Annotated in this window: 25 protein-coding genes, 2 tRNA genes and 1 other RNA gene; 9 read left to right on the top strand and 19 right to left on the bottom strand. The window is 68.6% G+C overall.

The window, feature by feature from the left end:
• Positions 1 to 105 precede the first annotated feature (105 nt).
• Entirely contained in the window at positions 106 to 714 is a 609-nt protein-coding gene (locus tag RNB18_RS47800; RefSeq protein WP_266562792.1) for a response regulator transcription factor, read from the top strand.
• A 22-nt stretch (positions 715 to 736) separates the two neighbouring features.
• Positions 737 to 812 (top strand) — tRNA-Gly (locus RNB18_RS47795).
• A gap of 38 nt (positions 813 to 850) precedes the next feature.
• Here the strand turns inward: RNB18_RS47795 and RNB18_RS47790 are convergent.
• The 6 genes from RNB18_RS47790 to ffs form a co-directional block, all read right to left on the bottom strand.
• Positions 851 to 1,750, bottom strand: a complete 900-nt coding sequence (locus RNB18_RS47790) for a phosphoribosylaminoimidazolesuccinocarboxamide synthase (RefSeq protein WP_311720455.1) — start codon at positions 1,748 to 1,750, stop codon at positions 851 to 853.
• A 105-nt stretch (positions 1,751 to 1,855) separates the two neighbouring features.
• Positions 1,856 to 3,364, bottom strand: coding sequence for a N,N-dimethylformamidase beta subunit family domain-containing protein (locus RNB18_RS47785; protein ID WP_311720454.1), 1,509 nt, complete (start codon positions 3,362 to 3,364; stop codon positions 1,856 to 1,858).
• A 166-nt stretch (positions 3,365 to 3,530) separates the two neighbouring features.
• The gene (locus RNB18_RS47780) at positions 3,531 to 5,951 is read right to left on the bottom strand and encodes a M48 family metalloprotease (RefSeq protein ID WP_311720453.1); all 2,421 of its coding nucleotides are present in this window, start codon (positions 5,949 to 5,951) and stop codon (positions 3,531 to 3,533) included.
• Positions 5,952 to 6,251: 300 nt separating this feature from the next.
• Complete coding sequence (purD, locus tag RNB18_RS47775; protein WP_311720452.1) at positions 6,252 to 7,505, bottom strand: phosphoribosylamine--glycine ligase; 1,254 nt, start codon at positions 7,503 to 7,505, stop codon at positions 6,252 to 6,254.
• Positions 7,506 to 7,621: 116 nt separating this feature from the next.
• On the bottom strand, positions 7,622 to 10,162 hold the full coding sequence (locus RNB18_RS47770) for a DNA polymerase III subunit gamma and tau (RefSeq protein ID WP_311720451.1): 2,541 nt from the start codon (positions 10,160 to 10,162) through the stop codon (positions 7,622 to 7,624).
• 57 nt (positions 10,163 to 10,219) lie between these two features.
• Positions 10,220 to 10,318, bottom strand: an RNA gene (gene ffs, locus RNB18_RS47765) — signal recognition particle sRNA small type.
• A 72-nt stretch (positions 10,319 to 10,390) separates the two neighbouring features.
• Here ffs and RNB18_RS47760 point away from each other — a divergent pair.
• A tRNA-Ser gene (locus RNB18_RS47760) sits at positions 10,391 to 10,478 on the top strand.
• 79 nt (positions 10,479 to 10,557) lie between these two features.
• Here the strand turns inward: RNB18_RS47760 and RNB18_RS47755 are convergent.
• The 10 genes from RNB18_RS47755 to RNB18_RS47710 all read right to left on the bottom strand — a co-directional run bounded on the left by RNB18_RS47755 (position 10,558) and on the right by RNB18_RS47710 (position 17,818).
• Positions 10,558 to 11,799, bottom strand: coding sequence for a tyrosine-type recombinase/integrase (locus RNB18_RS47755; protein WP_311720450.1), 1,242 nt, complete (start codon positions 11,797 to 11,799; stop codon positions 10,558 to 10,560).
• Between the two features lie 10 nt (positions 11,800 to 11,809).
• Entirely contained in the window at positions 11,810 to 12,043 is a 234-nt protein-coding gene (locus RNB18_RS47750; RefSeq protein WP_311720449.1) for an excisionase family DNA-binding protein, read from the bottom strand.
• Complete coding sequence (locus RNB18_RS47745) at positions 12,036 to 13,355, bottom strand: replication initiator (protein WP_311720448.1); 1,320 nt, start codon at positions 13,353 to 13,355, stop codon at positions 12,036 to 12,038. Before RNB18_RS47745 ends, RNB18_RS47750 begins: the two co-directional genes overlap by 8 nt.
• A gap of 123 nt (positions 13,356 to 13,478) precedes the next feature.
• On the bottom strand, positions 13,479 to 13,727 hold the full coding sequence (locus RNB18_RS47740) for a hypothetical protein (protein WP_057608715.1): 249 nt from the start codon (positions 13,725 to 13,727) through the stop codon (positions 13,479 to 13,481).
• A 25-nt stretch (positions 13,728 to 13,752) separates the two neighbouring features.
• Positions 13,753 to 13,947 (bottom strand): hypothetical protein, encoded by a 195-nt coding sequence (locus RNB18_RS47735; protein ID WP_311720447.1) that lies wholly within the window; start codon positions 13,945 to 13,947, stop codon positions 13,753 to 13,755.
• Between the two features lie 16 nt (positions 13,948 to 13,963).
• Positions 13,964 to 14,155: a mobile element transfer protein gene (locus RNB18_RS47730; RefSeq protein ID WP_311720446.1), complete on the bottom strand. Its 192-nt coding sequence runs from the start codon at positions 14,153 to 14,155 to the stop codon at positions 13,964 to 13,966.
• 266 nt (positions 14,156 to 14,421) lie between these two features.
• Entirely contained in the window at positions 14,422 to 15,051 is a 630-nt protein-coding gene (locus RNB18_RS47725; RefSeq protein ID WP_311720445.1) for a DUF2637 domain-containing protein, read from the bottom strand.
• Between the two features lie 85 nt (positions 15,052 to 15,136).
• A complete protein-coding gene (locus RNB18_RS47720) occupies positions 15,137 to 16,513 on the bottom strand; it encodes an FtsK/SpoIIIE domain-containing protein (protein ID WP_311720444.1) in 1,377 nt (458 codons plus the stop codon).
• A complete protein-coding gene (locus tag RNB18_RS47715) occupies positions 16,513 to 16,857 on the bottom strand; it encodes an SCO3933 family regulatory protein (RefSeq protein WP_311720443.1) in 345 nt (114 codons plus the stop codon). The genes RNB18_RS47720 and RNB18_RS47715 overlap by 1 nt, the downstream gene beginning before the upstream one ends.
• A 169-nt stretch (positions 16,858 to 17,026) precedes the next feature.
• Entirely contained in the window at positions 17,027 to 17,818 is a 792-nt protein-coding gene (locus RNB18_RS47710; protein ID WP_311720442.1) for a GntR family transcriptional regulator, read from the bottom strand.
• Between the two features lie 85 nt (positions 17,819 to 17,903).
• Between RNB18_RS47710 and RNB18_RS47705 the strand changes: the two genes are divergently transcribed.
• Genes RNB18_RS47705 through RNB18_RS47695 form a run of 3 tightly spaced genes read left to right on the top strand, consistent with a single transcriptional unit; the run spans position 17,904 to position 19,208 of the window.
• Positions 17,904 to 18,335 (top strand): NUDIX hydrolase, encoded by a 432-nt coding sequence (locus RNB18_RS47705; RefSeq protein WP_311720441.1) that lies wholly within the window; start codon positions 17,904 to 17,906, stop codon positions 18,333 to 18,335.
• A 46-nt stretch (positions 18,336 to 18,381) separates the two neighbouring features.
• Positions 18,382 to 18,810, top strand: coding sequence for an ATP-binding protein (locus tag RNB18_RS47700; RefSeq protein ID WP_311720440.1), 429 nt, complete (start codon positions 18,382 to 18,384; stop codon positions 18,808 to 18,810).
• Complete coding sequence (locus RNB18_RS47695) at positions 18,810 to 19,208, top strand: hypothetical protein (protein ID WP_311720491.1); 399 nt, start codon at positions 18,810 to 18,812, stop codon at positions 19,206 to 19,208. The genes RNB18_RS47700 and RNB18_RS47695 overlap by 1 nt, the downstream gene beginning before the upstream one ends.
• A 292-nt stretch (positions 19,209 to 19,500) precedes the next feature.
• Here the strand turns inward: RNB18_RS47695 and RNB18_RS47690 are convergent, their stop codons facing one another.
• The 3 genes from RNB18_RS47690 to RNB18_RS47680 form a co-directional block, all read right to left on the bottom strand.
• A complete protein-coding gene (locus RNB18_RS47690; RefSeq protein ID WP_311720438.1) occupies positions 19,501 to 21,729 on the bottom strand; it encodes an nSTAND3 domain-containing NTPase in 2,229 nt (742 codons plus the stop codon).
• Between the two features lie 334 nt (positions 21,730 to 22,063).
• Positions 22,064 to 22,393, bottom strand: coding sequence for a hypothetical protein (locus tag RNB18_RS47685; RefSeq protein ID WP_311720437.1), 330 nt, complete (start codon positions 22,391 to 22,393; stop codon positions 22,064 to 22,066).
• 49 nt (positions 22,394 to 22,442) lie between these two features.
• Positions 22,443 to 22,820, bottom strand: a complete 378-nt coding sequence (locus RNB18_RS47680) for a hypothetical protein (RefSeq protein ID WP_311720436.1) — start codon at positions 22,818 to 22,820, stop codon at positions 22,443 to 22,445.
• Here RNB18_RS47680 and RNB18_RS47675 point away from each other — a divergent pair.
• The 3 genes from RNB18_RS47675 to RNB18_RS47665 all read left to right on the top strand — a co-directional run.
• Positions 22,819 to 23,262, top strand: a complete 444-nt coding sequence (locus RNB18_RS47675; RefSeq protein WP_311720435.1) for a hypothetical protein — start codon at positions 22,819 to 22,821, stop codon at positions 23,260 to 23,262. The genes RNB18_RS47680 and RNB18_RS47675 overlap by 2 nt on opposite strands.
• 301 nt (positions 23,263 to 23,563) lie before the next feature.
• Positions 23,564 to 23,989 (top strand): hypothetical protein, encoded by a 426-nt coding sequence (locus RNB18_RS47670; RefSeq protein WP_311720434.1) that lies wholly within the window; start codon positions 23,564 to 23,566, stop codon positions 23,987 to 23,989.
• Positions 23,986 to 26,302, top strand: a 2,317-nt coding sequence (locus RNB18_RS47665) for a tetratricopeptide repeat protein (protein ID WP_311720433.1), incomplete at its 3' end; no start/stop codon positions are given. The genes RNB18_RS47670 and RNB18_RS47665, both read left to right, overlap by 4 nt.

The raw sequence follows: 26,302 nt of genomic DNA, 5'->3' as shown, positions 1-26,302 counted from the left end.
GCTCGTGGCCGTGCGCGTGATGTGCCGGAGGGCTCGTGACCGTGGGTGTGGTGTGGGAGGGGATGGGCTCGTGACCGTACGTGTGGTGTCGGCGGAGGTGGGCTCGTGAGTGTGCGGGTGTTGCTCGCCGATGACGAGCATCTGATTCGGGGCGCGCTCGCCGCGCTGCTCTCCCTGGAGGACGACCTCGCGATCGTCGCGGAGGCGGCGACCGGTCCCGAGGCGCTGGCGATGGCCCGGGCGCACGAGCCCGACGTGGCCGTACTCGATCTCCAGATGCCCGGCGCGGACGGTGTGAAGGTGGCCACATCCCTGCGGACCGAACTGCCCTCGTGCAAGGTGCTGATCGTCACCAGTCACGGGCGGCCCGGGCACCTCAAGCGGGCGCTGGAGGCCGGTGTGCGGGGGTTCGTTCCGAAGACCGTGAGCGCGCAGCGGCTCGCTGAGATCATCCGCACGGTGCACGAGGGGAACCGCTACGTCGACCCCGAGTTGGCCGCCGACGCGATCTCCGCCGGGGACTCCCCCCTGACCGTGCGGGAGGCCGAGGTGCTGGAACTCGCCGCCGACGGGGCGCCCGTCGCGGAGATCGCCGAACGGGCCGCGCTGTCGCAGGGGACCGTACGGAACTATCTGTCGTCGGCCGTCTCCAAGCTGGGGGCGGAGAACCGTCACACGGCCGTGCGGCTCGCGCGCGAGCGAGGTTGGGTATAGTGGTTCTCGCGCCACGGCGCATGCGAACGTAGCTCAGTTGGTAGAGCGCAACCTTGCCAAGGTTGAGGTCGCGAGTTCGAACCTCGTCGTTCGCTCCATTGAGAAGCCCCCCGGTTTTCACCGGGGGGCTTTTCCGTTACGACCAGCTCGTGCCCGTCAGACGCTCGTACGCCTCGATGTACTTGGCGCGGGTGCGGTCCACGACCTCCTGCGGCAGCGGCGGCGGGGGCTGCTCGCTCTTCCTGTCCCAGCCGGACTCCGCCGAGGTCAGCCAGTCCCGCACGAACTGCTTGTCGTACGACGGCTGCGCGTGCCCCGGCTCCCACTGATCGGCCGGCCAGAAGCGGGAGGAGTCCGGGGTGAGGACCTCGTCCGCGACGACGAGGGTCTCCCCGTCGAAGCCGAACTCGAACTTGGTGTCCGCGAGGATGATCCCGCGGTCCCGGGCGATGTCCCGGCCGCGCGAGTACACCGCGAGGGTCGCCTGGCGCAGCTGGGCCGCGGTGTCGGCGCCGACCCGGCGGGCGACCTCCTCGTAGGAGACGTTCTCGTCGTGCTCGCCGACGGCGGCCTTGGTGGCCGGGGTGAAGATCGGGGCGGGGAGCTCGCTGCCGTCGACCAGGCCCTCGGGGAGGGCGAGGCCGCAGACCGTCCGGGACTCGTTGTACTCGAGCAGCCCGGAGCCGGTGAGGTAGCCGCGGGCGACGGCTTCCACGGGGACCATCTGGAGCGACTTGCAGACCAGGGTGCGGCCCGCCCAGTCGGCGGGGGCGCCTTCCGGTACGGCCGTACTCAGGACGTGGTTCGGCAACAGGTCGGCGATCTGGTCGAACCACCACAGAGACAGCTGGGTGAGGACGCGGCCCTTGTCGGGGATCTCGCTCGGCAGCACCCAGTCGAAGGCGGAGATACGGTCACTGGCGACCATCACGAGGTCGCCCGCCTCGTTCTGGTACAGCTCGCGCACCTTGCCGGTGTGCAGGTGCACCAGGCCCGGAACCTGGAGCGGCTCGGGCTTTTCTACGAATCCGGACACGGTTCCTCCCCGTGAGTATGTCCAACGGGTCGATTGTCCCGTACGGGGCGCTGACCTTGGACTTGGGGTGCGCTGAGAAAGCGGTGGGTGTGCTGCTGAGTGAACTCAGTCACGCTTGCAGATGCGGTCCAGGAGGTTGGCGGTGGCGCGCTGGACGCGGGTGTCGACGTGGCCCGGGCGGTCCAGTGCCGGGGACCAGGCGAAGGTGCCGGCGGCGAAGACCAGGGCGCCGGAGGGGGCACGGTAGAGGGACGTCTCCTGGTGGCGGAGGGCGCCCTCGCTGTCGGCGTACGGCGAGTGGGCGAGCAGGATGCGGTTGTCGTGCTCCGGCAGTGGGGTGCGCGGGAAGTAGCGGTCGGCCTCGCCCGCGACCAGGCCGGCGAGTTCATCGCCCTCCTGCGCACCGGTCGCCTCCCACAGCCAGTGCTCGGCGTTACGGACGATCAGGGGGTGGGGCTCGGGCACCCTTCCCGCGTACTGGATGCCGACCAACTGCTGTTCGGGGCGGTCGACTTCGCGCCAGAGCGCCGGTTTGCCCGGGCCCCTGCGTTTGCGGCAGGTCAGCAGACGGTCGGGGACACCGGACGGCGAGGGGCCCAACTCGACCTGCCAGTACATGGTGTTGGCGGACAGGAAGACCAGAGAGGTGCCGCTGTCGCGGGCTCGCTCGACCGTGCGGCGCATGGCTGTCGACCAGTACTCGTCGTGGCCGGGGAAGACCAGGCCTCGGTACCGGGTGGGGTCGAGGTGGCCGGCGTGCAGGTCGCGGGCGTCGGCGTAGGCGAGGTCGTAGCCGTAGCGCTCGGCGAAGCGGATGAAGTCGTAGGCGTGGCCGACGTGCATCGGCAGGCCCGCGCCCGCGTACGGCCGGTCGAAGGAGACCGTGGTCGCGGCGTCGGCCTCGCCGAGGAGCCGGCCCTGCTCGTCCCAGGCGTGGTAGAGGCTGGCGCCGGTGCGGCCGTCCTCGGGATAGAGGTTGTACGCCTGCCAGGTGACGTCGGGCAGGAGGAGCAGTAAGTCCGCGGGATGGTTCTCGCGGACCGTGAAGGGGATGTGGGAGCGGTAACCGTCGGCGGTCGTGAGGACAGCGACGTAGGCGCCGACGCTCCAGTAGGACGGGATCTGCAGCCGCCAGGACAGCCACCAGTGGTGGCAGGAGACCGTGCGGTCCGCGGTCAGCGGCGAGGGCTGGACGATGCCGGAGAGGCGGGGGCTGGTGGTGATCTTCGCCGCGCCGTCGCCGCCGTAGTGGCCGATGCGGTAGATGTCGACGCCGAACTCCTGCGGCGGGTCGACGGTGATGTGGAAGTCGACGGCCTCGCCGGGGGCGACCGCGCCGGTCGAGGTGAAGCCCTTGATCTGACGGCGGACGTCGTCGGCGGAGCGGGGGCCGCCGCCGGGGGCGGTGCGGGGGGAGGGGATGCGGGGGGCGCCCTCCTTCGGGGTGTGGGCGGGGTCCGTCTCGACGTACCACGGGACCACCTGGCCGGTGTCGTCGAAGTACGTCTCACTGCCGCGCAGCCAGGGGACGGGGCCCTGACCGAAGGGGTCCGTCACGGCGTGCGCGAGTGCTCCCGACTCCCAGCGGCGGATGTGCTCCGGTCCTGGGCCCATGGTCGCTCCCCTCCCTCGTGCCCCCGTTGTTCGTCCTGCGCGATGCTTTGCGTCGGCACAAGCCCTTGCCATGTGCGCGATCGGTCTCAGCACATCACATTCCGCACTCAGACTGTCACTATTCGTTGCGAATTGGCCGAAAGTGGAAGCAGGTACTCCGGATCCGTCAGACGAGGCGGACCGGCTTCTCGGGGCGTATCCCCGACTTGACCAGCCAGGCGCGCAGAGGGGCCGGGTCGCCGTCCTCCACGAGGCTGAGGACGCGGGGGGCGAGGTCCGCGGCGCGTTCACCGTTGATGAGAAGGGACGGGCCGTCGAGCCAGTCCAGGCCCGGGGCGGCGCCGGCGGTGTCGATCGCGGCGCAGCAGACCATCGCGGTGACGTGGTCGGTGAGGAGTTCTCGGGCGCTGCGGGGTGGCTGGAGCGGGAAGAGGGGGAGGGCGGTGTCGTCCCAGGGGGTGATGTCGGGCGTGCTGCGGGACTGGGGGGCGGCGGCTTCCTCCCGGGCGAGCTCGGCGGTGAGCGCCGCAGCGAGGGTCTCGGCTTCGCCGTCTGTGCTTACGCCCTCGGCAGCCGCGCCATCCTCGTCACCTTCGTCATCGGCTGCGGGGAGCCCTAGGGGGGCGGTCTCGCGGTCGGCGGCTGCTTCGGGCTCGTCCGGTGGGTCGGGGTTGTGCTGTCCGGCCGCGAGGGCGTCAGCCGGGGGCGGGGCGTGCTGGGCTGCCGCCGCGTCAGCCGAGGCCGGGGCGTGCTGGGCTGCCGCCGGGGCGTCAGCCGAGGCCGGTTCACGGTCCGGGTCCGCCGCCATGGCGCCTTCCGGTGGCGCCGATACGGGGGCGGCGGGAGCCCGGTCGTGCCGGGTGGGTGCGGAGGCGGCGGTCGCGAGTGCGTCCGACTGCGCCGATTCGTGCTGCGCGGCTCCGGCGCCTTCCGGAGAGGCGGGTCCACCGGTCGTCGCCACGCCATCGGTCGGCGGAGCAGGGGCGAGGTCTGCGGAAGCGGTGTCCTGCGGGGGTGCTGCGGGCTCGGCGGGCGCGAGACCGTCCGCCTCCGCCCGAGCCTGCCCCTGCTCACACCCTTGCTCGACGGCGCCTGCCTCCTCCGCCGAGGTCAGTGCACCGGCCGCCGCCGCGAGGTCTGCGGAAGCGGTGTCCTGCGGGGGTGCTGCGGGCTCGGCGGGCGCGAGACCGTCCCCGTCCGGTCGAGTCGACCCCTGCTCGCGGCCGAGCTCGACGGCGCCGACGGAGTCCGCCGAGGTCAGTCCACCGGCCGTCGCCGCGCTGTTGGCCGGTGGAGTGGGCCCGGGAGCCGACAGGTGGGCCAGGACTCGGGAGAGGGTGGGGCCGTGGGATTCCGGCGGGGCGGCTCCCGGGGTGCGGCTCACGCCCTGGGCGTCGAGGACTCGGTGGAGGCGGGCCGCGTCCAGGCGCCACTTTCGGTCCACGACCTCTTCCGGGTACTCCTGCCAGCCCACCGGGGACCAGTCCTGGCCGGTCTCCGCAGGCCCGCCGTGGAAGAGACGGGCGGCGAGGAGGGAGGCGGCCTCGTCGATCGCGCCGGGCTCTTCGAGCAGGTCGCAGGCGGGGCGCTCACCCAGGCGGGAGGCGAAACCCTCGGCCAGGCGGTCGCGGCGGGACAGTTCGGTGAGGGCCGCCACCACGCCCGCATCCAGGCGGGACGGCCAGCGGCCCATCCGCCAGGCGGGGAGCGCTACCCGGGTCAGCAGCCGGTCCCAGCCCGCGTACGCCAGGCCCACCTGTTCCTGGGCCACGATCCGGAGGCCGTAGTCCACAGCCTGTGCACGCTCGGAGGCCGCGGCCGCGACGCCGCGCTCCATCTGGGTCGCGTGCTCCCGGCAGCTGCGCAGGAGGAGGCGGGCCACCCAGGCGACACCCGCGCACATCACACGGGTGAGCGGACAGCGGCCCGGGACGGAGCCGACGGCCACGGCCGCGTCCAGACCCCGCACGAAACGGCGGGCCGCCGCTATGTCGGGGTGGGCCGAAGGGCCCGTACCGGCGACGACCGGGGCGAGGACCGCGCGCAGTTCGCCGACGCGCATCCACCACAGGAACGGCGAGCCGATCACCAGCACCGGTGCGGCCGGGACACGACGGTGGGAGCCGCGGACGCCCGCGATCTCGTCGTCCCGGCCCTGCCGTGGGGGCGGACCGTGGGCGGGGTGGGTGCGGTCCTCCAGCCAGCTGTCGCAGTCCGGGGTGAGCGCTATCGCGGAGGGGGCGGGGACGTCCAGGCGGTCGGCGAGGTCGCGCACCATGCGGTACAGGTCGGGCGCGGACTCCTCGGCGATCGCGACGGTCGGACTGACGGCGGGGTGGGCGCGGGCGACGACCAGGGCCACCCCTCCTGCGGCGAGCAGCACCACGGCCCCGAGAACGGTCATGGCCAGGCGGGCGGTGTCCCAGAACCCGCCCACGAGATGACTGGTGGAACCTCCGGCGAGCAGCACCACGGCCACCGCCGCGGGCAGCAGCGCCACGGCCAGCGCACGGCTGCGGATGCGCAGCACGGCGAGGGCCCGGGAGCGCGCGGCCTGCGCGGCTGCCTCGACACCGATACCGGTCATGACCCGACCTCACCCCCTCCCTGCCGTCCTGAATGCCCAGCTGTCCTGGCGTTGCTCACTCCCACTGTGGCACCCGTCACTGACATCGCAATGCCGGTGGGCCAAGTGCCGGACCGCTTGCGCCGCACCCTAGTTGGGCCCCGGGCCCCCGTCAGCCGTATGGAGCCCCGGTCACTCGATGGAATGGCTTTGGGGAGAGGTGGATGACGTACAGCAAAGATCAGGCCCCGAATCCTTAGACGGATCCGGGGCCGGTCAGGTTGTTCGGCAGCGGGGGTTTCGCCCCGGTTTTCGAGCTTCTCAGGCTCCGGACGCCGCCTTCGCCGCGATGTCCGTCCGGTGCTGGGAACCGTCGAGCCGGATGCGGGCCACCGCCCGGTACGCGCGCTCGCGGGCCTCGGTGAGGTCCTTTCCGGACGCCGTGATCGACAGGACGCGGCCGCCGGCGCTGACGACGGCGTCGCCGTCCCGCTTGGTGCCGGCGTGCAGGACGTACGTGTGGGGGGCGTCCTCGGCGGCCACCTCGTCGAGGCCGGTGATCGGGTCGCCGGTGCGCGGGGTGGCGGGGTAGTTGTGCGAGGCGACGACCACGGTGACCGCGGCGTCCTCGCTCCAGCGCAGCGGCTCCAGGTCGGCCAGGTTGCCGGTGGCCGCGGCGAGCAGGATGCCGGCCAGCGGGGTCTCGAGGCGGGCCAGGACGACCTGGGTCTCGGGGTCGCCGAAGCGGGCGTTGAACTCGATGACCCGCACGCCTCGCGAAGTGATCGCGAGACCGGCGTAGAGCAGGCCGGAGAAGGGGGTGCCGCGGCGGCGCATCTCGTCGACCGTCGGCTGCAGGACCGTCTGCATGACCTCGTCGACCAGCTTGGGGTCGGCCCAGGGCAACGGGGAGTAGGCGCCCATGCCGCCGGTGTTCGGGCCTTCGTCGCCGTCGAGGGCGCGCTTGAAGTCCTGGGCCGGCTGGAGGGGCAGAACGGTGTCGCCGTCGGTGATGGCGAAGAGGGAGACCTCGGGGCCGTCCAGGAACTCCTCGATGACAACCCGGTCGCAGGCGTTGGCGTGCGCTGCCGCGGCCTCGATGTCGCTGGTCACGACGACGCCCTTGCCCGCGGCGAGACCGTCGTCCTTGACGACGTACGGGGCGCCGAAGGCGTCGAGGGCCTCGGCGACCTCCTCGGGGGTCGTGCAGACGTAGGAGCGGGCGGTCGGGACTTCGGCCGCGGCCATGACCTCCTTGGCGAAGGCCTTCGAGCCCTCGAGCTGCGCGGCCTCCCCGGACGGGCCGAAGACCGGGATGCCCACCTCGCGCACGGCGTCGGAGACCCCCGCGACGAGCGGGGCCTCCGGGCCGACGACGACCAGGTCGGCACCGAGCCGCTGCGCGAGCGCGGCCACCGCCGCGCCGTCGAGGGCGTCGACCGGGTGCAGCTCGGCGACCTCGGCGATGCCGGCGTTGCCGGGGGCGCAGTGCAGGGCACTGACGTCGGGGTCGAGGGACAGGGAGCGGCACAGGGCGTGTTCGCGGGCGCCGTTACCGATGACGAGGACCTTCACGGGGGTCAGCCTAACGGGGTTCTTGTGGGGGGTTCCTAAGGGGTGGAGGGAGGAGAGTCGTAGGTTCCTCCAAGATGACCTCTCTCGGGTGTCCCTCCGTCGCCCCCTTATTTGCTTCATTCGTTGGTGATCTCCTCCACCACGGTCGCTCCGAGCTCGCGCACGATCAGTTCGCGACCCGAGAGGGCGGCCTCGTTGAGATCGGGGTCGTCGTCCTCGGGGATGTCGTCCTCGATGGAGACCGGCGGGGGTTCCGGCGCGGACCGCTGCGGGGCAGGGGCCGGTGCGGGGGCCGACCTCGGCGTGGGCCTGGCCGCCGGGGCGGGCGTCGGCTGGGGGGAGGACGGGGCCTGGGGGGCCGGGGCGCCGTAGCCTGCCGTGCTTCCGGTGTCGTAGCCGCCGGTGTTGCCGCCTCCGCCGTAGCCCCCGCCACCGCCGCCGTTGAAGCCGCCGGATGCCGGGGGCGCACCTCCGCCGCCCGACGGGTCGATGACGGCCTCGATCTTCCACTGGACGTTGAACTGCTCGCCCAGCGCCTGCCGCAGTACCTCTTCGCTGCCGCTGCTCGCGAAGTTGTCGCGGGCGCCGGCGTTGACGAAGCCGAGCTGGAGGGTGGTGCCGTCGAAGCCGGCCACGTGGGCGTTCTGGCTGAGCAGGATCCATGTGAAGCGGCGGCGGTTCTTGACGGCTTCCAGGATGTTGGGCCAGAGCTGGCGGGGGTCGGGCCCGCCGGTCGGCGGGGCGTAGGCGCCCGGTCCTGGTGCGGGGGCCGCGGGGGCGGGCTGGGCCGGTGCCGGGGCGGTCGCGGGCCGGTGCGGTGCGGGCGCCTGGGGTTGGCCGCCGCCCGCCGGGGCCGCGGTGGGCCAGCCACCGGGACGCCGGCCACCGCCGACGGGGGCGGCGGCGGGCCAGGCGCCGGGGGCGGGAGCGGAATCCGACGCAGCCGGGGGCGGTGTGGCGGACGGCTGCTGGTGGGGCGGTCGGGGCTGGTCCGGGTGGGCGGTGGAGGGTTGGCCGGAGGGAGCACCAGGGGGCTGGGCCGCGGGCGAACCGTGCGCCGGGCCGGTCTGGGGGTCGCCGGTGTGGAGGTCGGGAGACGAACCGTGGACCGGGCCGGCGGGCGAGTCAGGGGCCCGGTCGGCGGGCGGCGCCGAGTCGGCCGTAGCCCCGGGGAATCCGCCCGTGCCACCTGCTCCGGCCGGAACGCCGCCACCCGGGACGCCGACTCCCTGCGCTCCGGCGCCGGGCATGCCGCCCCCCGGGGCGCCGCTGCCGAAGCCTCCGCCGCCGGGCGTGCCCGCGCCCGAGGCCCGGACCGCCGCGCGCGCCGCGGCCGGGCCGCCACCGGGCGGGACCGGTGCCGGCGGCGGGACGGCGGCCGTCGAGGCACCCGAGGCACCAGGGATGCCCTGGACACCGGGGGTACCCAGGGCCGCTCCCCCGTGGGCTTCCGGCCCCGGCACATATCCCATCGCGGGGGCGCCGTCGGCCGAGAAGTTCACGCCCCGCTCGATGCGGTCGAGGCGGGCCATGACCGAGCGCTCGTCCCCATAGGCCGCTGGGAGCAGCACGCGCGCGCAGATGAGTTCCAGCTGGAGGCGGGGCGAGTTGGCGCCGCGCATCTCGGTCAGGCCTTCGTTGACGAGGTCGGCGGCGCGGCTGAGCTCGGCCGGGCCGAAGGTGCCGGCCTGGGCCTGCATGCGCTCGATGACATCGGCGGGGGCGTCGATGAGCCCCTTCTCGGCGGCCTCGGGAACGGCGGCGAGGATGACCAGGTCCCTCAGCCGCTCCAGCAGGTCGGTGACGAAGCGGCGCGGGTCGTTGCCCCCCTCGATGACGCGGTCGACGACCTCGAAGGCGGCGGCGCCGTCACCGGTGGCGAAGGCCTCGACGACGGAGTCCAGGAGGGAGCCGTCGGTGTAGCCGAGGAGGGACGTGGCCATGGCATATGTCACACCCTCTTCCTTGGCCCCGGCGAGCAGCTGGTCCATGACGGACATGGAGTCACGCACGGAGCCCTGGCCTGCCCGCACGACGAGGGGCAGGACGCCGTCCTCGACGGGGATGTCCTCCTTGCCGCACACCTCGCCGAGGTAGTCCCGCAGGGTGCCGGGCGGGACGAGCCGGAAGGGGTAGTGATGGGTTCGCGACCGGATCGTCCCGATGACCTTCTCGGGCTCGGTGGTGGCGAAGATAAACTTGAGGTGCTCCGGGGGCTCCTCGACGACCTTCAGCAGCGCGTTGAACCCTGCCGACGTGACCATGTGGGCCTCGTCGATGATGTAGATCTTGTAGCGGCTGCTCGCGGGCCCGAAGAAGGCCTTCTCGCGCAGCTCACGGGCGTCGTCCACACCGCCGTGGGAGGCGGCGTCGATCTCGATGACGTCGATGGAACCGGGGCCGTTGCGTGCGAGGTCCTGGCAGGACTGGCACTCACCGCAGGGGGTGGGGGTGGGACCCTGCGCGCAGTTCAGGCACCTGGCGAGGATGCGGGCGCTGGTCGTCTTGCCGCATCCGCGCGGACCGCTGAACAGGTACGCGTGATTGACCCGGTTGTTCCGCAGCGCCTGCTGCAGCGGGTCGGTGACATGCTCCTGCCCGATGACCTCGGCGAAGGACTCCGGGCGATAGCGGCGGTACAACGCGAGAGACGACACGCATACGAGGTTATAGGCGCCCACTGACACCGGGGCCCGCGCGTGCGCTCCGCCGGGAACGCAAGCGCCCCCCACGCACCCGCCAGAGCCGACCTACCCTTGCTGCCTTCCGGCCCTGGGGGAGTTCAGTCAGATAGCGCCGCGTGAGGGGCTGCCCAAACAGTACCCGATGGCAGCGGGTGGGAACGAGTTCGCGAGCACTCCTCAACGTCTTGTATTGTTTGCGGCGGAGGATTCGCCTAGTGGCCTAGGGCGCACGCTTGGAAAGCGTGTTGGGGGCAACCCCTCACGAGTTCGAATCTCGTATCCTCCGCCAGTGCCTCACCGGGCACGATGTCGAAGGGCCCCACCGTTCGCGGTGGGGCCCTTCGTCGTTGTCCGTCTCAGTTTCCGTCTCAGTTGGTCTTCGGCGGCTCCCAGAGAGCGTCACCGACTTGCTGGGCGACCTTCCGCAACAGCGTCCCCGTGAAGTGCATGTAGCGGGCGCGCATGCGTGCCGCTCCCCCGGGCTCCCAGCCCATGATCGCGTCGACCACGACGTCCGGGACACCGAGGATCAGGAGGACGGTCGCGGCGGTGTGGCGAGCGTCATGGAGACGGCCGTCTCGAACGCCCGCGTCCTTGAGGAGCCGCTTCCAGGTGTGAAAGTCGGTGTTCGGGCTGAGGGGGCCGCCGGTCGGGGAGGCGAAGACGTATCCCTTGTTCTCCCAGTCGGTACCGGCCTCAATCCGTTCCTTCTCTTGCTGCTCCTGGTGCTGGCGGAGGAGCTTGATCAGCGGGTCGGGGAGACCGATGGTGCGACGTCCGGCGCGGGACTTGGTGGACTTGTGCTCTCGGCGGGTCTGCTGTTTCTGGGGGCAGTAGCCAGCCTTCCGGCCGCATGGTTTGTCTCCACAGCCGTGGGCGTACTTGGGACGAAGGCGGTTCTTGCGGATGCGTACGTACCCCGTGTCCAGGTCGACGTCTTCCCAGTGAAGGCCGAGGGCTTCCCCTTGGCGGAGGCCGAGCGCCAGGGCGACGACCCAGCGCGCGCTATTGCGAAGCTTGGCGGCCTCGACGAGGAGACTCTGTACCTCCTCGATCGTGAACGGCTCGATGTCCTCTTCTTCGAGACGCGGTGCCTTGGCGATCTCAGCCACGTTGGTGGCGACGTGACCGCGTCGCTTGGCCTCACCGAGGGCGACCCGGATAGTCCGGTGAGCGTGGTGGGCGGTGCCGGCGGAGCTCCCAGACTCCTGCATCCGTCGGTAGAAGCGCTCCAGGTGTTCGGGCTCCAGCTTGTCGAGCTTGTGAGCGCCCAGGCCGGGGACGAGGTGTACGCGTACGTCGACCTCGTAGCCGTCGTACGTGTTCTCGGAGACGTACGGCTTGGCGATGTTCTCGACCCAGTGCTCAAGCCAGGCTTGCAGGGTCCAGCTTTGGCCCGGCTTCCTGAGCTTCTTGTCGTCTCGGGCCCGCTCCATTTCGCGGACGGCCCTGGTGACCTCGGCCTTGGTCTTGCGCTCGATGTGACGGCGGTCCGGCTTTCCGTCGTCGCGGACGCCGACCGTTACTCGGCCGTGCCACTTGCCGTCTTTGCCGAGGTAGATGGAGGAGGCGCCATTGGGCTGTCGGGTGCGTGTGTTCTTCTCTGCCATGACGTCCCCCTCAGGCCGCTTGGGCGGGTCGGTGGCGGAGCTTGGTGACGTAGGCGGGCACGGCGTCGGCAGGGACTCGGCGGAGTCTTCCGACTGTGACCGACTCGATCTCTCCGGCGAGGACGAGGCGGAAGCACGTTGTACGGCCGATGCGGAGGCGCCGGGCTGCTTCCTCGACGGTCAGGAGGACGAGGGAGGGGTCAGGCTGCTCGGGCCTGCTGGCAGGGACTCGGGGCTCAGCCACGAGTTGGTTCTCCTTCCGTTCCAGGGGCGGGTTCGAGGGATGCGGACAGCCAGGCTTCGGTGTCGGAGAGGCCGGTGCCGGCGAAGACCCAGTGGGCGAGGACGTACGTGGTGTCGGTGGTGGGGCTATTGGTCTCTTTGGCTTGGGCGCGGCGCCATTCGGCGCGGGCGTTGCGGAGGGCGCCGAGGGTGGTGGAGTAGCGGCGGGACTTGGTGGAGAAGTGGCCGCGGAAGCCGAGCATGTGAGCCCAAGCGCGCAGGCGGAGGTGTTCGAGATCTTTGCGGGCGCCGAGGGTCCAGGCGGTTCGGATGAGTTGGCGGGCGTGGTCGCTGATGTCGACTTGGGCGAGTTCGGCGACGAACTTCAGCGGGCGGTCGAGGGCGCCGGTCGCGGTTTCAGCGCCCTTGGTGGCGTACTTGGCGATGTAGGCGGCTACCGCTCGCTCGGTCAGCTCCTGGCCGTCGTTGAAGTCGGCAGATCGGATGGTGCGAACGTCGAGTTGGCGGCCGAAGACGAAGGTGTGGGTGCGGCCGTCGATGACCGGGCCGTCGACACGGACCTTGGAGACGGCGGCTTCTACGGCGTCGGTGAGCAGTTCGGCCGTGGCCCAGGCGGGCGGTGGGGTGTTGCCTCCGCCGGGGCCGTCGATGCGGATGACCGCGTGGAAGTGGACGGCTCCGCGCTTCTGGTACTCGGCGACCTTGGCGAAGGAGACGCGGGCGTGGTCGCGGAGGCGGCGTTGTGAGATGCCTGCGCGCTTGGCGACTTCCCGGCGGAGGTAGATCGAGAAGCGGCGCCAGAGGGCGCCCGCGTGGGCGTTCCAGAGAACGGCGGCTTCGTAGTCGTAGGTGTCGGGGTTCAGCGGGGTGCCGAGTGCTTCGTCCTCCTGGTCGTGGTGGAGGCCGCAGCGGCAAGGGCGGCCGTCGGTGCGGCGGTTGTGGACCGGGCCGAAGCCGGGGGCGGTGAAGGTGGCGAACACGCGGGGGTGGGTGCCGACCTGTTCCGGGGTGCCCTTTCCGCCGCGCAGTCCGGCGGTGATCAGGTGGAAGGTGTCGCGGCGGTAGACCTCGGCGCAGGCCGGGCAGCGGGTGGTGCGGCGGTTGTTGCAGCGGACGAGGAGTTGGCCGGCGGGGAGGCTGGTCGAGTCGAGGTGGTGGAGGACGCTGCCGATCTCGCCGGTCGCGGTGTCGACGTCGTACTCGGTGCGGTGGCCGTCGAGGCGGATGGGGTGGGTGCAGCCGCCGAGGCTGGAGAGCTGGCGGAGGATACCGGGGAGCGTTCCCTGGGCGGCCAGGTTCGCGAGTTCCGGCACGGGAGCCGGGGTGGTGCGGGTGAAGATGACGTTTCTCCTTCTGACTGGCTCGGTCGGGAGGAACAGGCCCCGGGGCGGCGAAATGCTTGGTCGTGTGCCGCCGCCCCGGAGGCCGGGCGGGATCTAATGGCGCTGCTGGTCGCGGAGCAGGGAGCGCAGGACCACGGCGGCTACGGCGACGGAGATGGCCGTGACGGCGACGGCGGCCAGGAGCGCGGTGAGGACGACTCCGCCGATGACCAGAGCCGCGACCGTCTTCTGATCGATGGACACCGAGGGCAGCGAGCGGCGGGCCGGTGCCGGGTCGGTCGTTGCGGTGTGGGTGTGTGAGGGCGGCGGGGTGGGGTTGTCGGGGTACTTGGGCAGGAACACGACGGAGCCCTTCTTATCTACTCGTCTAGTCATGTGAGCGGTTTATGACGGTCACGCCGGAGCGCGTGCCGGACTCGATGGCGGGGGCGAGGAAGGTGTGCGAGAGCCAGAAGCCGAAGAGGGCGATCAGGACGACGATCCAGGTGCGGACGCCGAGGAACTTGACCGCTCCCCAGGCGAAGAAGCCGAGGACGACGACGAGCGGCAGGCTGACGGTCACGGGGCGACGGGTCCTTTCAGCGGACGGGGCAGCGGTGGGTGCGGGCGGCCAGTTCGGCGGCGGCGCGGTTGTCGTAGTCGGCGGAGAAGTTGCAGCGCGGGGCGGTGCAGGCGGCGGTGTGCTTCTCGCGGCCGCGACCGTCGTAGGAGGTGGCGACCTGGACGGGGCCGATGCGGGTGACGTTGCGGAAGCGGCGGTTGGCTGGCACAGCCGGTTTCCTTTCCTTAGTTCGCTTGTCTGGGGCGCGCGGAGGTGTGTAGATGGGCGGCATGTCACAAGGTGCGCGGCAGCTGGCCGCCTTCGGTTCGGCCGCGTTGGTACTCGGGCTCGCGTGTGTCGGGGCAAGGTGGTGGTTGGGCGAGTCCTGGGCCACCGTGATCACCACGTGCTGCCTTGAGGTACTGATCATTTCGGCCGTCATCGGAACGCGGCGAGTGACGCGGAAGCGGTAAAGCCTCCCGACAGGGCCCGCCTTCACAGTTGGGCGGCGATGGCTTCGGCCATAGGTGGGGGAACGCCCAGGCGGGCGCGGAGGGTTGGGGTGTCGATCCGGGTTCCGGTGCGGGTGTGGTGTTCGGCGGCGACCTTGCGGGCGTGGTCGACCAGGGCGACCGGGACCGGGACAGACGGGGTCGGCGGTGTCGATTCGGTGGTGGGTTGGACAGACGGGCCGGGTGTGGCTTCGGGCTCGTCCTCCTGGTCCTCCATGACCTCTGTGCCGAACTCGTCGGTGGTCTCCTTGGGCGCCGAGTGCGCGAGAAGGGTCCCGCCGAGGAAGGCAACCGCGGGCCAGCCCGCGACGAGGATGCGCAGCCAGGCCGGCACGTCGGTCATGTCGAGGAGTCCGGCGGTGGCGACGTTGGCGCCGAGGGAGGCGGTGAGTGCGATGACGAACCAGCACCAGGCCGCCGCTTTGGCCGTACCGGTGCGGAGTCGACGCCAGGCGGCGACGAGCAGCAGGTCAACGCTGATCGGGTAGGCCCACGCTTTCCATCCGTCCTGTCCGGCCGCCATGGCGATGTCGTGGATGTGGGCGAAGGACAGCGCGGCGGCGATGAGCGCCTGGACCAACACCGCGTCGACACGGGCCAGATGGGCGCGCACGGTCCGGCTCCTTTCGGTTTCGGGCATGGCAGGGGTAGAGACGTGGCGTGAGGCGGTCACGCCGACCGGGTGAGGAGGGGGTGCGTCAGTCGGTCGCCGGGTGCGGCAGGACTGCCGGGGCCGGGGTCTCGACAGGGCGTACGGGGACGTCGGGCCGGAAGGGCTTGAGTGCGGGCAGGTCGGGCACCAGGTGCGCCGATTCCCGGCAGATCTCGGCGGCATCGCCGAGGGAGAGGTAGGGCGTGCGGATGCGGGACCAGCCGCCGGAGGTGTCGCCAGCGACGGCCAGGCCGGGCAGTTCGGGGGCGATGGCGCAGGCAGCGGAGACCGCTTCCGGGGCGATGTCGCCGAGGGCCATCTTGGCGGAGGCTTCGTCGTTGACGCGGTGGCAGACACGGCCGGTGAGCTGGGCACGGAGCATGGTGGCGCCCTTGCCGAGTTCGGCGCCGAAGCGCTGGCCGCAGACCTCCAGGTAGATGCCGGCCGCGCGGCCGAGCTGGGCGAGGCGGATGAGCTGGGTGACCATCTCGTCGCGGCGTTCTTCGTCCCTGCGGGTGGCGGTGAGGAAGAGTTCGGCGACCTCGTCGACGAACAGGACGACGGGCACCGGACGTTCAGCCTCGGGCAGGCCCCAGATGTCGGAGGTGATCTCCTCGTCCGGGGTGTCGGGCGCGATGCCCTGCCGTTCCTTGATCAGGTCGTATCGGTCCTCCATTTCCTTGACCAGCACGGGTAGCAGCTCTGCGGCTTCGTCCGGATCGGTGGCGAGGGCCGACAGACGAGCGGCGAAGGGCGCTAGTTCGACGCCCCGCTTGCAGTCGATTCCCACAAGGGCAACGGGCTGACGGGCGAGCCCGGCAACGAGGTGTCGCAGGTACATGGACTTGCCGGACAGGGTGGCGCCGAGGGTGAGTTGGTGGGGAACGGTCCGGTAGTCCCGTACGAACGGAGTGGCGTCCTCCCTCAGAGCGACCGGCACCTTGAGGAACCCGGAGTCAGTCTTACAGGGCATGCGCACCCGCCGTAGAACGTCGTAGCCGACAAGCCGCAGTTCGACGACACCCGGCTTCACGGTGGTGACGTAGACGGCGTGAACTCCCCAGGCGTGCCGCAACCGTTCGGCCGAGGCGGCGACGTCGGCGGGTTCCTGCCCGGGTGCCAGCCGCAGCCGGATACGCAGCCCGGTCGAGGTCGGCCGGATGATGCCCCGGCGAGGCGGGACCGGCCGGACCTCCCGCCGGGTGGTGGCCTTGACCGCGAGGACCCGCAGCCGGGACGGGGCGACGGTCAGGCCGCACGCTTCCATGACAGAGCTGTACGAGCTGAGCAGGCGGGCGGTGGATATCGGGCCGCCGACGGCGGACCAGTAGACCGCCGGGTACTTGGCCCGGGTGTAGGCGGTCCCGCCGCCGAGCGCGGCGAGGGGACCACCCACCTCCAGGAGCGTCGTCAGGTCGGTCATCAGGCGGTGGCCCCCATGGCGGCCGGGGTGACAGCGGCGGCGCGGTAGGCGATGCCGTGACGCTGCTGGCCGTTGAACACGGACTCCCACGGCCGGGCGACAAGCCCCGGCAGCGAGACCGGAGCGCCCAGGTTCAGCCCCTCGGAGACACCGCCCTCCGGCACGGTGACCTTGATCAGCGAGGACTCGCCGTCCTCGATGTAGACGACGCCGAGCGTCATCAGCGCCTCACCGCTGACGGCGTCCTTGGCGATCTCGCCGGTCTGACGGTCGCGGACCTTGGGCTCAGGAGCCTCAGTGAGGAGGATCGTGGCGGCGGAGGTCTCAACACGGATGGTGCGCAAGACAGTTTCCCTATCTACTCGTCTATACATGTAGCGATCTATGAACCCGATCTCCCGGGCTCACGACGATCACCCTGCCACACAACTTGCCCACTCGTCTATACGAGTATGCATGCTGAGGTGTACGAGTTCGAGAGAGCCTCCCGCGCACCACCGCAAACCATGACGATCAGGTCGCCGGAAGCTGATACGACAGGACGTAGGCGTCTGCCGCCATGACCGTGTCGCACACCTCGACGGCCCGTCCCTCGGAGTCGAAGGCGGTGCGGATCAGGTGGATGACGGGTACGCCGGAGGCCAGCCGGAGCGTCTTGACCTCGTCGGGCGAGGGCATCCGGGCCCGAATCTCCTCCTCGAAGTGGTCCAGGCGGTGGCCGAGTTCTTCGAGGCGGGCGTAGATGCCGCCAGGCCCGGGGTTAGGTTCGGCGATCTGCGTACCGCGGGCGATGTCGAGGGGCAGGTAGGAGGTGGCGAACTCGACCGGCCGACCGTCGAGGAGGTACCGCCGGCGCCGAGCGAGCACCCGCCGCACGGAGCCGAGCCGTGTGGAGATGTCCTGACTGGCCTTCTCTTCCTTGACCTCAAGGCTGTCGACCTGGGGATGGCTGCCGACGGTGTCCGCCTCGACGATGAACGCGGACTTGCCCTGCTCCCGATGCCGGCGCGCGAACCGGTCAGAAGCGAGCCGTCGTACGGGTGGCCGAGGCCGGACGAACACGCCCTTGCCGTGCTCGGCATGTACGAGTCCTTCCCCCTGGAGGATGGAGAAGGAGTTGCGGACGGTCATCCGGGATACCCCGTAGTGGTCCACAAGCTCCGCCTCGGAGGGCAGCTTCTCCCCCTCCCTGAACCGCCCACGGTCGATGGCCTCGCGCAGCTGGTCGGCGATCTGCCGGAAGACCGCACGATCGCTCGTGGGGTCGAGATCACCGAGTAGGCCGGAGGGAAGAGCAGGGGTCACGAGTGCACTCCTTTAGGTATCTAGACGTGTGGGCGAGTGTTGTTGCTACGGTGGAGAGCCTAGCCATCCGAGAGGGCCGAGGAACGTGAGCACAGAACGCCCGCACTCCGTCAGTGTGGCCGGAGTCGTCGTCGACGACCTGGGCCGGGCCCTCCTGATCCAGCGCCGGGACAACGGCAAGTGGGAACCGCCGGGTGGCGTCCTCGAACGCGAGGAGACCATCCCCGAGGCCCTGCAACGCGAAGTCCTCGAAGAAACCGGCATCAAGATCGCTCTCCCGGCGACCCTCACCGGCGTCTACAAGAACATGACGGGCCTGATCGTCTCCCTGGTCTTCCGCTGCCAGGCCGCCGACGGCACACCCACCACCGGCGACGAGACCCGCGCGCTGCGCTGGGCCACCCGCGAAGAAGTCTCCGAGCTTGCCGACGAGGCGTACGCCATTCGCGTCCTGGACGCGATGGACGCGGCGTCTCCACCTGCCATCCGCGCCCATGACGGCGTGAAACTCGTCTAGCCCGAACCCGCTGCACATGGCGGCCTACCAGCATGAAGGAACTTGTATGCACGAGTATACGAGTACTGCCCGGGTCTGGGGGCTCACTCGCCCAGGTTTCCCGGAAGAGGTCAGCCGAGCCCGCCGCTGGACCCGCGACATCCTGAGCGGATCACCATGGGCGGAGGACGCCGAACTGATCGTGAGCGAGTTGAGCGCCAACGCGATCCTCCACACAGCCAGCGGCCAGGACTCGGGCAGCTTCCATCTGGCCCTGGCGGTGTCGGCACAAGCAATCGCGTTGTCGGTCACGGACGACGGAGGCGCTGGCACCGCCCCGAAGATCGAGCGCCAGGACCAGGAAGCCGAGCACGGCCGGGGCCTGGGCATGGTCAGCGTCATCGCTCACCGGGTCGTGGTCCACGAGAGCGACGACGGCCACACGGTCACCGCGGAACTGTTCACGGATCCCGGGACTGGGGGTCACCCGTGCTGATGGACAAGCCGCAGCGGGGCTACTGGTGCGAGTGCTGGACCGAAGACCTCACCAAGGAGACGCGGCCGGTCCTCCGGGCGTCCTTCGACGCGTACTCGGCACCGCAGGCTGACAGATGGGTAGCGGTCGCACTCCGCACGATCTCACCGGCACTGGACCCCGACGCGTCCCAGGAGGCATGGGAGTGGCTGTACGACGGCCGCATCGCAACGAGGAAAGCTCTCCTGCGCGCCGAACCGTGCACGGTGACGCTCACTCAGACCCGCACCCGCATCACCTGGACGATCCGACCCGTGATCTTCCTGCCGCTGGCACACCGCCAAGGATTCGAACATCCATCCTGCGCCCTCAACTTCAAACCGCGCACAGAGCCTCACGCACCCCAGCAGGCCGACTGAGTTACAACTTTCTCTACTGGTTCAAGGCGGCTCGCTCCGCTCCCCGCGCGCGGCCCGGCCCCCGGCCGGGCCTGCACTCCTGCCTCCGTCCCGCTCCAGCCCGGCCGGCACCCGCGCCGCGCACACAGCAATCAGCCGCTTGCCGTTATAGAAGGGGCATGGCGGCTGGGGCGGTCGGTTCGACGGCTTTGCGCACACGCCTACGGGGCAATGATCACTCGCACCCAAGCAGCGCCGCCCCAAAGCCACGTTGCCAACATTCCGCGCACATTCAGAAACTTATCACCACGCTCTACGCGCCATTTATAATTCGCAGAGAACTCATGATCAAATAGGCATCTCCGTCAATATATTCCGGATCAACGTCGAACGCCTCCTCGCTATCCTCGAATTCCCCGTCTTCCGATTCCAAGTCAGGGTAGGTCATAAAATCAGAAGCCATGGGCCAACGCTCTTGCCAGTTTCCGTACTGTCTAACATAGTCCAGGCCATATCCCAACAAAGAGGAATCAAGGCCATCGGAATCGAAGAGATGCCGATCCAATACGGCCTTAAATTTCTCATCGGCCGCCTGGATTATCTCCTCCTTGACGAAGGGGTCAACAAAGCCTGAAAGCTGTAGCGCATACGTTGCCGCTTTAAAAAGCCCGCATTCTTGCCGATCCCGGTTAAATAGGGCGGTCAACCCTTCCAACTTCACGGATTCATGGAGTGCTCGAACCCTCGCATAACGTGATTCATGCGTGAGTCGAATTAGGTGCGGAATATCGTCGAGATTGCGAGCGTCGTATACACAACCTTGAATTGACAACCTGTCTGCAACCTGCTGCGCCAACTCCGAAAGAGCTAGTTCTTGCGCAATTAGAAGGCAGACAACCAGCCGCCCGGCCTTGTCGTGGCTAGCCGTTTCACGCCGATCCAGTGTGGCTAGAGCGGCTCTCTCCAAGCCGGCAGCGTGGGGCATCAAATTCACCTTGACCGGAGCCTCTACATCGCAAGGTCCGGTGTGGGCATCCCAAAGATGGACGACTTGGTCAAAAGAGTAGGGATTGCTTAGAATCCACTGAAGCCAATCAGGTTCGTTTGCCAGTTTGGCTAGCATGAAATCATTTACAGAAGGATTGGCGAACTCTACCTGCTGACGGTAGGGCGCTGCGGCGATCTTCACGAACGTTCCCTCAAGCACCTTTAGGCCATTTCGGAAATTGGCCACACTGCCAGCCCTGTACTCAAGGAATGCCTGCTCCAGCGAGGCCGCAGAAGATTCTGATCCCACAGAGAAGAGCAGGACAAGAATCCTTCTCTCATTGTCTCCCAACTGATGGTCAAAAATATGCCGCCACACCGCCATGGGATCATCAAGAACAGCCATGACCTGCGACTTGGGAGTGCCTTGCTCGGGATCGTAAGGAACGGAAAATAGGTTAGAGAGAGCCCTGGGGTTAAATTTTCTGTGCCTGATAATTGGACGATATGTTTCCGGTTGCGCGAAATTCTCTTTGGCGGATGTCGGCCAATCAGACCAGTGCACGTGATTGTATAGAATCTGTGCTTTTTCTTCGAGAGTGAAGGTGCCTAGGTCAACCAGAAACGTCAGGGGGTCCAGGTTTTCGCGATCGAGCCGTTCGTAACGTTGGCGCGCTTGCTCCAAGATGTACCCGCGAGTTGTGCAGACCAGTCGCTTGTTCGGCTCTCGTCGCACCCGCCGCATCACCGAGAGGAGGCGCCCATCCTCATTCTTGTATAGTTTATCGCCTAGCGAGCTCTGCCCGAGGAAGTCGTCATAAATAAAGAGCTGAGGACTATTGTCATCCCAGACCTTGTAGATATCTTCTACGTTCTCGGATACTTCCACAAGCTCAAAACTCTTGCTCGCATAATGTGCACAGATCACCTGTGCCAGCGTTGTTTTCCCCACTCCAGGCGGACCGGAGAGGAGGACGACGTGATTTTCCTCGATGAATTGCATCGCTTGTCGAAGGTTTCGGCTGGGCACATACGTCCGCAGAGTATCCTTAACCTCGTCAGCTAGATGCAGTGACCGCCGAATGATGTTCCTCGAAATAGCAGCTTCGAGGATCGTGGCATCGTTCAGCCACAGCCTGATGTGTTTGCGGATGATATCTGGGTGATCCCGCAAGATAGAAGTGATCTCATCGATACCGAATATGTCACTCTCGTTCACGATGTATGGTTGAAACTCCGTGGCCAGCTTCGCCTTCGCGGCTGGCGTCATTTCAACCGAAGTGGCGAGGATATAACGTGTCGGAGTAAGGCGGCGAACCTTGGGTAGCTCTTTGTCGATGAGATGCTTTACAAGCTTGCTTCTACCGCTCTTCATCCAATGCTTGCATTGGATGACCACTTTCTCTCTACCCGGACCTATACACCTGAGGTCAATCCCCCCGTCGGGGCCGCTGGTGAAGATTTCCAGTCGTACGCCAAGAATCCTCTCAAAGAGATCCTTGCAGAGACTTTCAAAATCAAAATCAGACAATTTCTGAAGATCGAGTAAATCCACAGAACCTCCCCGTCCCGACGAGACGCCCAAGCGCCTGCAAGAGATCGTAGCGCTTCGTGTCCCAACCCCGGCGCCGTCGATTGTCGGTCACTTTGACCAAGGCTTCGGTGAGGTGATCGACTCCGAAGCTTCCCAAGCTAGCTCGAAGAGGCCGGCCCCCGGAGTCGTCCTACAGCCCGGCTGGCACCGCTTGCGCTAATCGACGGCACAGCAGCGTGGCTAAGGCCGGTGGGGGTGCAGCGAGACACACGCGCGCCTAATCGGTTGACGCACCCGCCGCGGTGGTTGACTGTCGTCGGCTCAGGTCCAGACATCTATGATTCCCGGGCTCTGTTCAGTTGGAGGGCGTGAAGCCGGCGGACTGGTCGAGGTGAATCGTGGAGCCAGGAGCCGTCGGGGTCCAACCTTCACTCAGGGCAAGCCGAACAGCTGCGGCAACACCGGACGGCAGAACAGGCTCAGCCTCTCGGCCGAACCAGTTGCTCGAATGCGGCTGGTCGGTGGTGATTACGAGCGTCGTGCCTGGGGTGTCTGCATGCTCGACCGCGAACGTGCACGGCGACCAGGCCAAGCCCTGGGAGTACGTCGGCCTTCCACGCAGCCGCCAGCGGTAGGCCGTGCCGTCGACAACGATCTGTCGTGATCCCTTGCGGACCAGTGCCATGCCTCTCCCTTCAACAGCGAAGAGGCTAGCGAGCCGGGCCCGCCGTCCGTTAGCCCTCCGCTCCGTTCACCGACGATCGGTGGCGTTCGCGCAGCGAAGAAATGCTGCTTCTCAGCCAGGACTCCGCCTTGTCCACGACCCGTTCCATCAGTTCTCGGATGGAATCGTCTGGCCTCACCTCATACCACTGCTCGCAGATGAGAAGGGCCACGTCGCGATCGTGAACTTCCAGCACCCCGGCGACGCCAGGTATGCACTTCGGCTCAGGTGGAGGGGCCGACTCGCCAAGGGCCACCTTGTTCCACCATGCCGCTGTCAAGGTTCCCTCCTTACCTCCTATCTTCCGTGTCATGGCCTCCATCTGGGCATAGCTCATCCCCTCACTGGTACGCCGCTGCACTTCCCGACTGAACACGTTGTCGCTCATGGCCGTCATCGTTCAGGAAGATCAGCACCCTGTCAGCTGGGTTGAAGACGAGCTGAAAGGCCGCCTCGACTGGAACCTCGACGACGACGAGCTGCGCATCGCGGTGGGGGCACTGGACGACGCTTCGGACCTCGCGCCCACCTACGGCCGCGACTGGCCCGAGGACACCGCGCCCCGCCTGGTGAAGACGCTCCCCCTGAAGTCCGCAGCAAGGTACCTGCGCAGCCCGAAGGGCTACACACAGAGCCGGGCCGGGGACGAGACGCTCGCCTGGTCGAACATCGGCCGGGACGCTGGCACCGTGTACTTCACGCGCAAGGAGATCCGGCTCCTTAGCCGTACTGGCGCCGAGGAAACGCGCAAGAAGCTGGGTACCAATCCCGACGAGACCGGTACCGCACAGCGCTGCACCGGTTCGTCGAGCACGGCGGCCGTGTCGTAGGGAAGCATCTAGAACGCCCGTAAGCGACTGCCGCACCACTAGCGCACCAGAACGAGCGGGGAGTAGCGGGAAACCACGGTGAAAGCCACCGGGCCGGGCGAGGCCGCAGCGAAGCCGTTCGCCCAGGTCAGTGCCAAAACCGGCAGCGAGTGCCCGCAGCTTCCCAAGCTGATGGCGTTAGGCGAGGGAGGCCGAGAACGAGGCGGGGAACCGCTGAGGGCGTTTCGGGCGTTTTAGCTTCACGACGGGGGTGGGGTTTCTACCCTGGTGTTCTTTCGGATCGCTTAGGCCGGGGGATCAAGTGAGTGCTGAGATCGCGCAGTTGGTCGAGCAGGCGGGCCCGGCGGTGACGGCCGCGGTGGGTGCTTACGGGGCGGCAGTGCTGACCCGGGCGCAGGATGCTGCTGCCGAGGCGACGGTCGGTCTGGGGCAGCGGATCCTGCAACTGGTCTGGCGGCGCAGGGACGAGGCCGGCCGGACGGAGCTGGAACAGGTCGTGGGTGAGGCCGCTGACGAGCAGGATGACACCTACTCCACGGCTGTGCTGGGCCGGCTCCTGAGGCACGCGTTGCAGGACGATCCCGGGCTACGGGAGGAAATGTCGGCCCTACTGCCCGCCCCGGCCGCGGGCACGGTCACCATCACGGCAGCGGGTGAGCGGTCGATCGCCGCGCAGCACATCGGCACCGCCATCACCGGTGACGGTCACACCCCGCCACGGTCGTGAGCGGAGAGGAGGCTGCGTCCGGGTCCCGGATCGAGGCGGCCGGAGAGCGGTCGATCGCAGCCCGGCAGATCGGCAGCGCCTACACGGGTGACGTCGTACTGCCTGCCGAGGCGTTGCAGGCGGCGGAGCGAGTCACTGCGGCGCCGGGCGTCTCGAACCTGCCTCCGTTGCCGCTGTGCCTGGGCCGTCAGAAGGAGCTGACCTGGCTGCGGCGCACCCTGACCGGCCAGCGCGAGGGCGCGATCACGCAGAGCGGGACCGTGTACGGTCTGGGCGGGATCGGCAAGAGCACGCTCGCCCTGCACTACGCCCACCAATACCGCGGCGATTACACCCTGATCTGGTGGGTCAACGCCGCCTCGCCCGACGAGATCGAGACGTCGCTCACCAGCCTCACTCAGACTCTGGTTCCCGGCTGGGCCGCCACGGCCGTGCGCAGGGCGCAGGTGGCGTGGGCGAGGCAGTGGTTGGCCTGGCACCCAGGCTGGCTGCTGGTCTACGACAACCTGGACAATCCCGACGATCTCACCCCCTATACCGGGGCCCTGCACCAGGGGCACCACCTGGCCACCAGCCGCCGCACCACGGGCTGGCCCGACACGGCGCCCACCCTGACCCTGGGCGACCTCCACCCGGACGACGCAAAGAATCTGTTGTGCCGTCTCGTGTTCAAGGACACCGCCCCCACTGCGCGCCAGCAGGCCGATGCCCGCGCTCTCGCCGCTGAGATGGGGCACCACCCTCTGGCGATCAAGCAGGCCGGCGCCTACCTGGCCCAGAACCGTGGCATCAGCCTTGACGCCTACCGCCGACGCCTGGGTACCAAACTCACCAAGACCGCCCACGGCCTCCCCGCCGAACGCACCATCGCCCGCATCTGGGACGTCACTCTCCACGACCTGGAGCGAGCGAATCCGCTGGCCGTTCAGGTGCTGCACACCGCCGCCTGGCTCGCCCCCGACGACATCCCCCACACCCTGCTCACCCCGCCCGGCACCGACCCGGACGACATCGCAGAAGCCATCGGCACCCTGGCCGCCTACAGCATGGTCAGCGACACCGGCACCAACGTCACCGTCCACCGCCTGGTCCAAGCCATTCTGCGCGCCCCCCGGCCTGCCGACGACACCCAACCACCCCGGCACCTGCAAGGACGGGACCGCGCCGAACAAGCAGTCCTCCGCAGTTTGCCCCTATCTTCGGGCCAGGACACCACCGCCGACGACCAGTGGGACACCCTCATCCCCCATCTGGTTACCCTCGCGGCTACCACCCCGCCAGGACGCCACAACGCTCCCCTCACCGACGCGTACACCACAGCTGCCAACCGTCTCCACCAGCAAGGCCACACCGCCCGCACCATCCCCCTGCTGAAGGCCACCCTTACCCAGCGCGAGCAGCTCATCGGCGACACTCACCGCGACACCCTGACCAGCCGCGGCAACCTCGCCTACGCCTACCTGGAGGCGGGGAATCTGGCTCGGGCCGTCCCCCTATTCGAGGCGACCCTCCCCCAGTACGAGCGGATCCTCGGCGAAACCCACCCCCAGACTCTGGCCAGCCGCATTCACCTCGCAGGCGCCTACCAGAAGGCTGGTGACCTGGAACGGGCCATCAGTCTGTACGAGACGACCCTCACCCAGTACGAGCGGATCCTCGGCGACACCCACCCCCACACCCTCGCCAGCCGCATTCACCTCGCCTACGCCTATCGGGAGTCGGGCAACCTGCGACGCGCCATCAGTCTGTACGAGGCCACCCTCACCCAATGCGAGCAGATCCTCGGCGACACCCACCCTCACACCCTGGCCAGCCACAGCCACCTCGCGGGCGCCTACCAGGAGGCGGGGGACCTAGAGCGGGCCATCCCGCTGTACGAGGCCACCCTCAGACAGCGCGAGCGAATCCTCGGCGAAACCCACCCCGAAACCCTGAATGGCCGCCACAACCTCGCCTGCGCCTACCGGGAGGCGGGTGATCTGACACGGGCCATCAAGTTGCTGCAGACCACCCTCAACCAGCACGAGCAGATTCTCGGCGACGCCCACCCCCAGACCCTCGCCAGCCGCAACAACCTCGCAGGCGCCTACCAGGAGGCGGGTGATCTGACATCGGCCATCAACCTGCTGGAGACCACCCTGGCCCAGCGCGAGCAGATGCTCGGCGACACCCATCCTGACACCCTCGCGAGCCGCAACAACCTCGCGTATGTCTACCTGGATGCGGGTGACCTAGAGCGGGCCATCCCGCTGTACGAGGCCACCCTTAGCCAGAGCGAGCAAACTCTCGGCGACACCCACCCCCAGACCCTCG

It is taken from the genome of Streptomyces doebereineriae (assembly GCF_031845645.1).
Taxonomy (GTDB): Bacteria; Actinomycetota; Actinomycetes; order Streptomycetales; family Streptomycetaceae; genus Streptomyces; species Streptomyces canus.
This window is presented reverse-complemented; position numbering and strand designations above follow the sequence as displayed.

Coding starts and splice junctions, on each gene's coding strand:
- RNB18_RS47695 (WP_311720491.1), top strand. CDS start 18,810: ATGGACAAGCCGCAGCGGGGCTACTGGTGCGAGTGCTGGACCGAAGAC.
- RNB18_RS47680 (WP_311720436.1), bottom strand. CDS start 22,820: ATGAGCGACAACGTGTTCAGTCGGGAAGTGCAGCGGCGTACCAGTGAG.
- RNB18_RS47675 (WP_311720435.1), top strand. CDS start 22,819: ATGGCCGTCATCGTTCAGGAAGATCAGCACCCTGTCAGCTGGGTTGAA.
- RNB18_RS47700 (WP_311720440.1), top strand. CDS start 18,382: ATGCACGAGTATACGAGTACTGCCCGGGTCTGGGGGCTCACTCGCCCA.
- RNB18_RS47785 (WP_311720454.1), bottom strand. CDS start 3,364: ATGGGCCCAGGACCGGAGCACATCCGCCGCTGGGAGTCGGGAGCACTC.
- RNB18_RS47720 (WP_311720444.1), bottom strand. CDS start 16,513: ATGACCGACCTGACGACGCTCCTGGAGGTGGGTGGTCCCCTCGCCGCG.
- RNB18_RS47755 (WP_311720450.1), bottom strand. CDS start 11,799: ATGGCAGAGAAGAACACACGCACCCGACAGCCCAATGGCGCCTCCTCC.
- RNB18_RS47780 (WP_311720453.1), bottom strand. CDS start 5,951: ATGACCGGTATCGGTGTCGAGGCAGCCGCGCAGGCCGCGCGCTCCCGG.
- RNB18_RS47685 (WP_311720437.1), bottom strand. CDS start 22,393: ATGGCACTGGTCCGCAAGGGATCACGACAGATCGTTGTCGACGGCACG.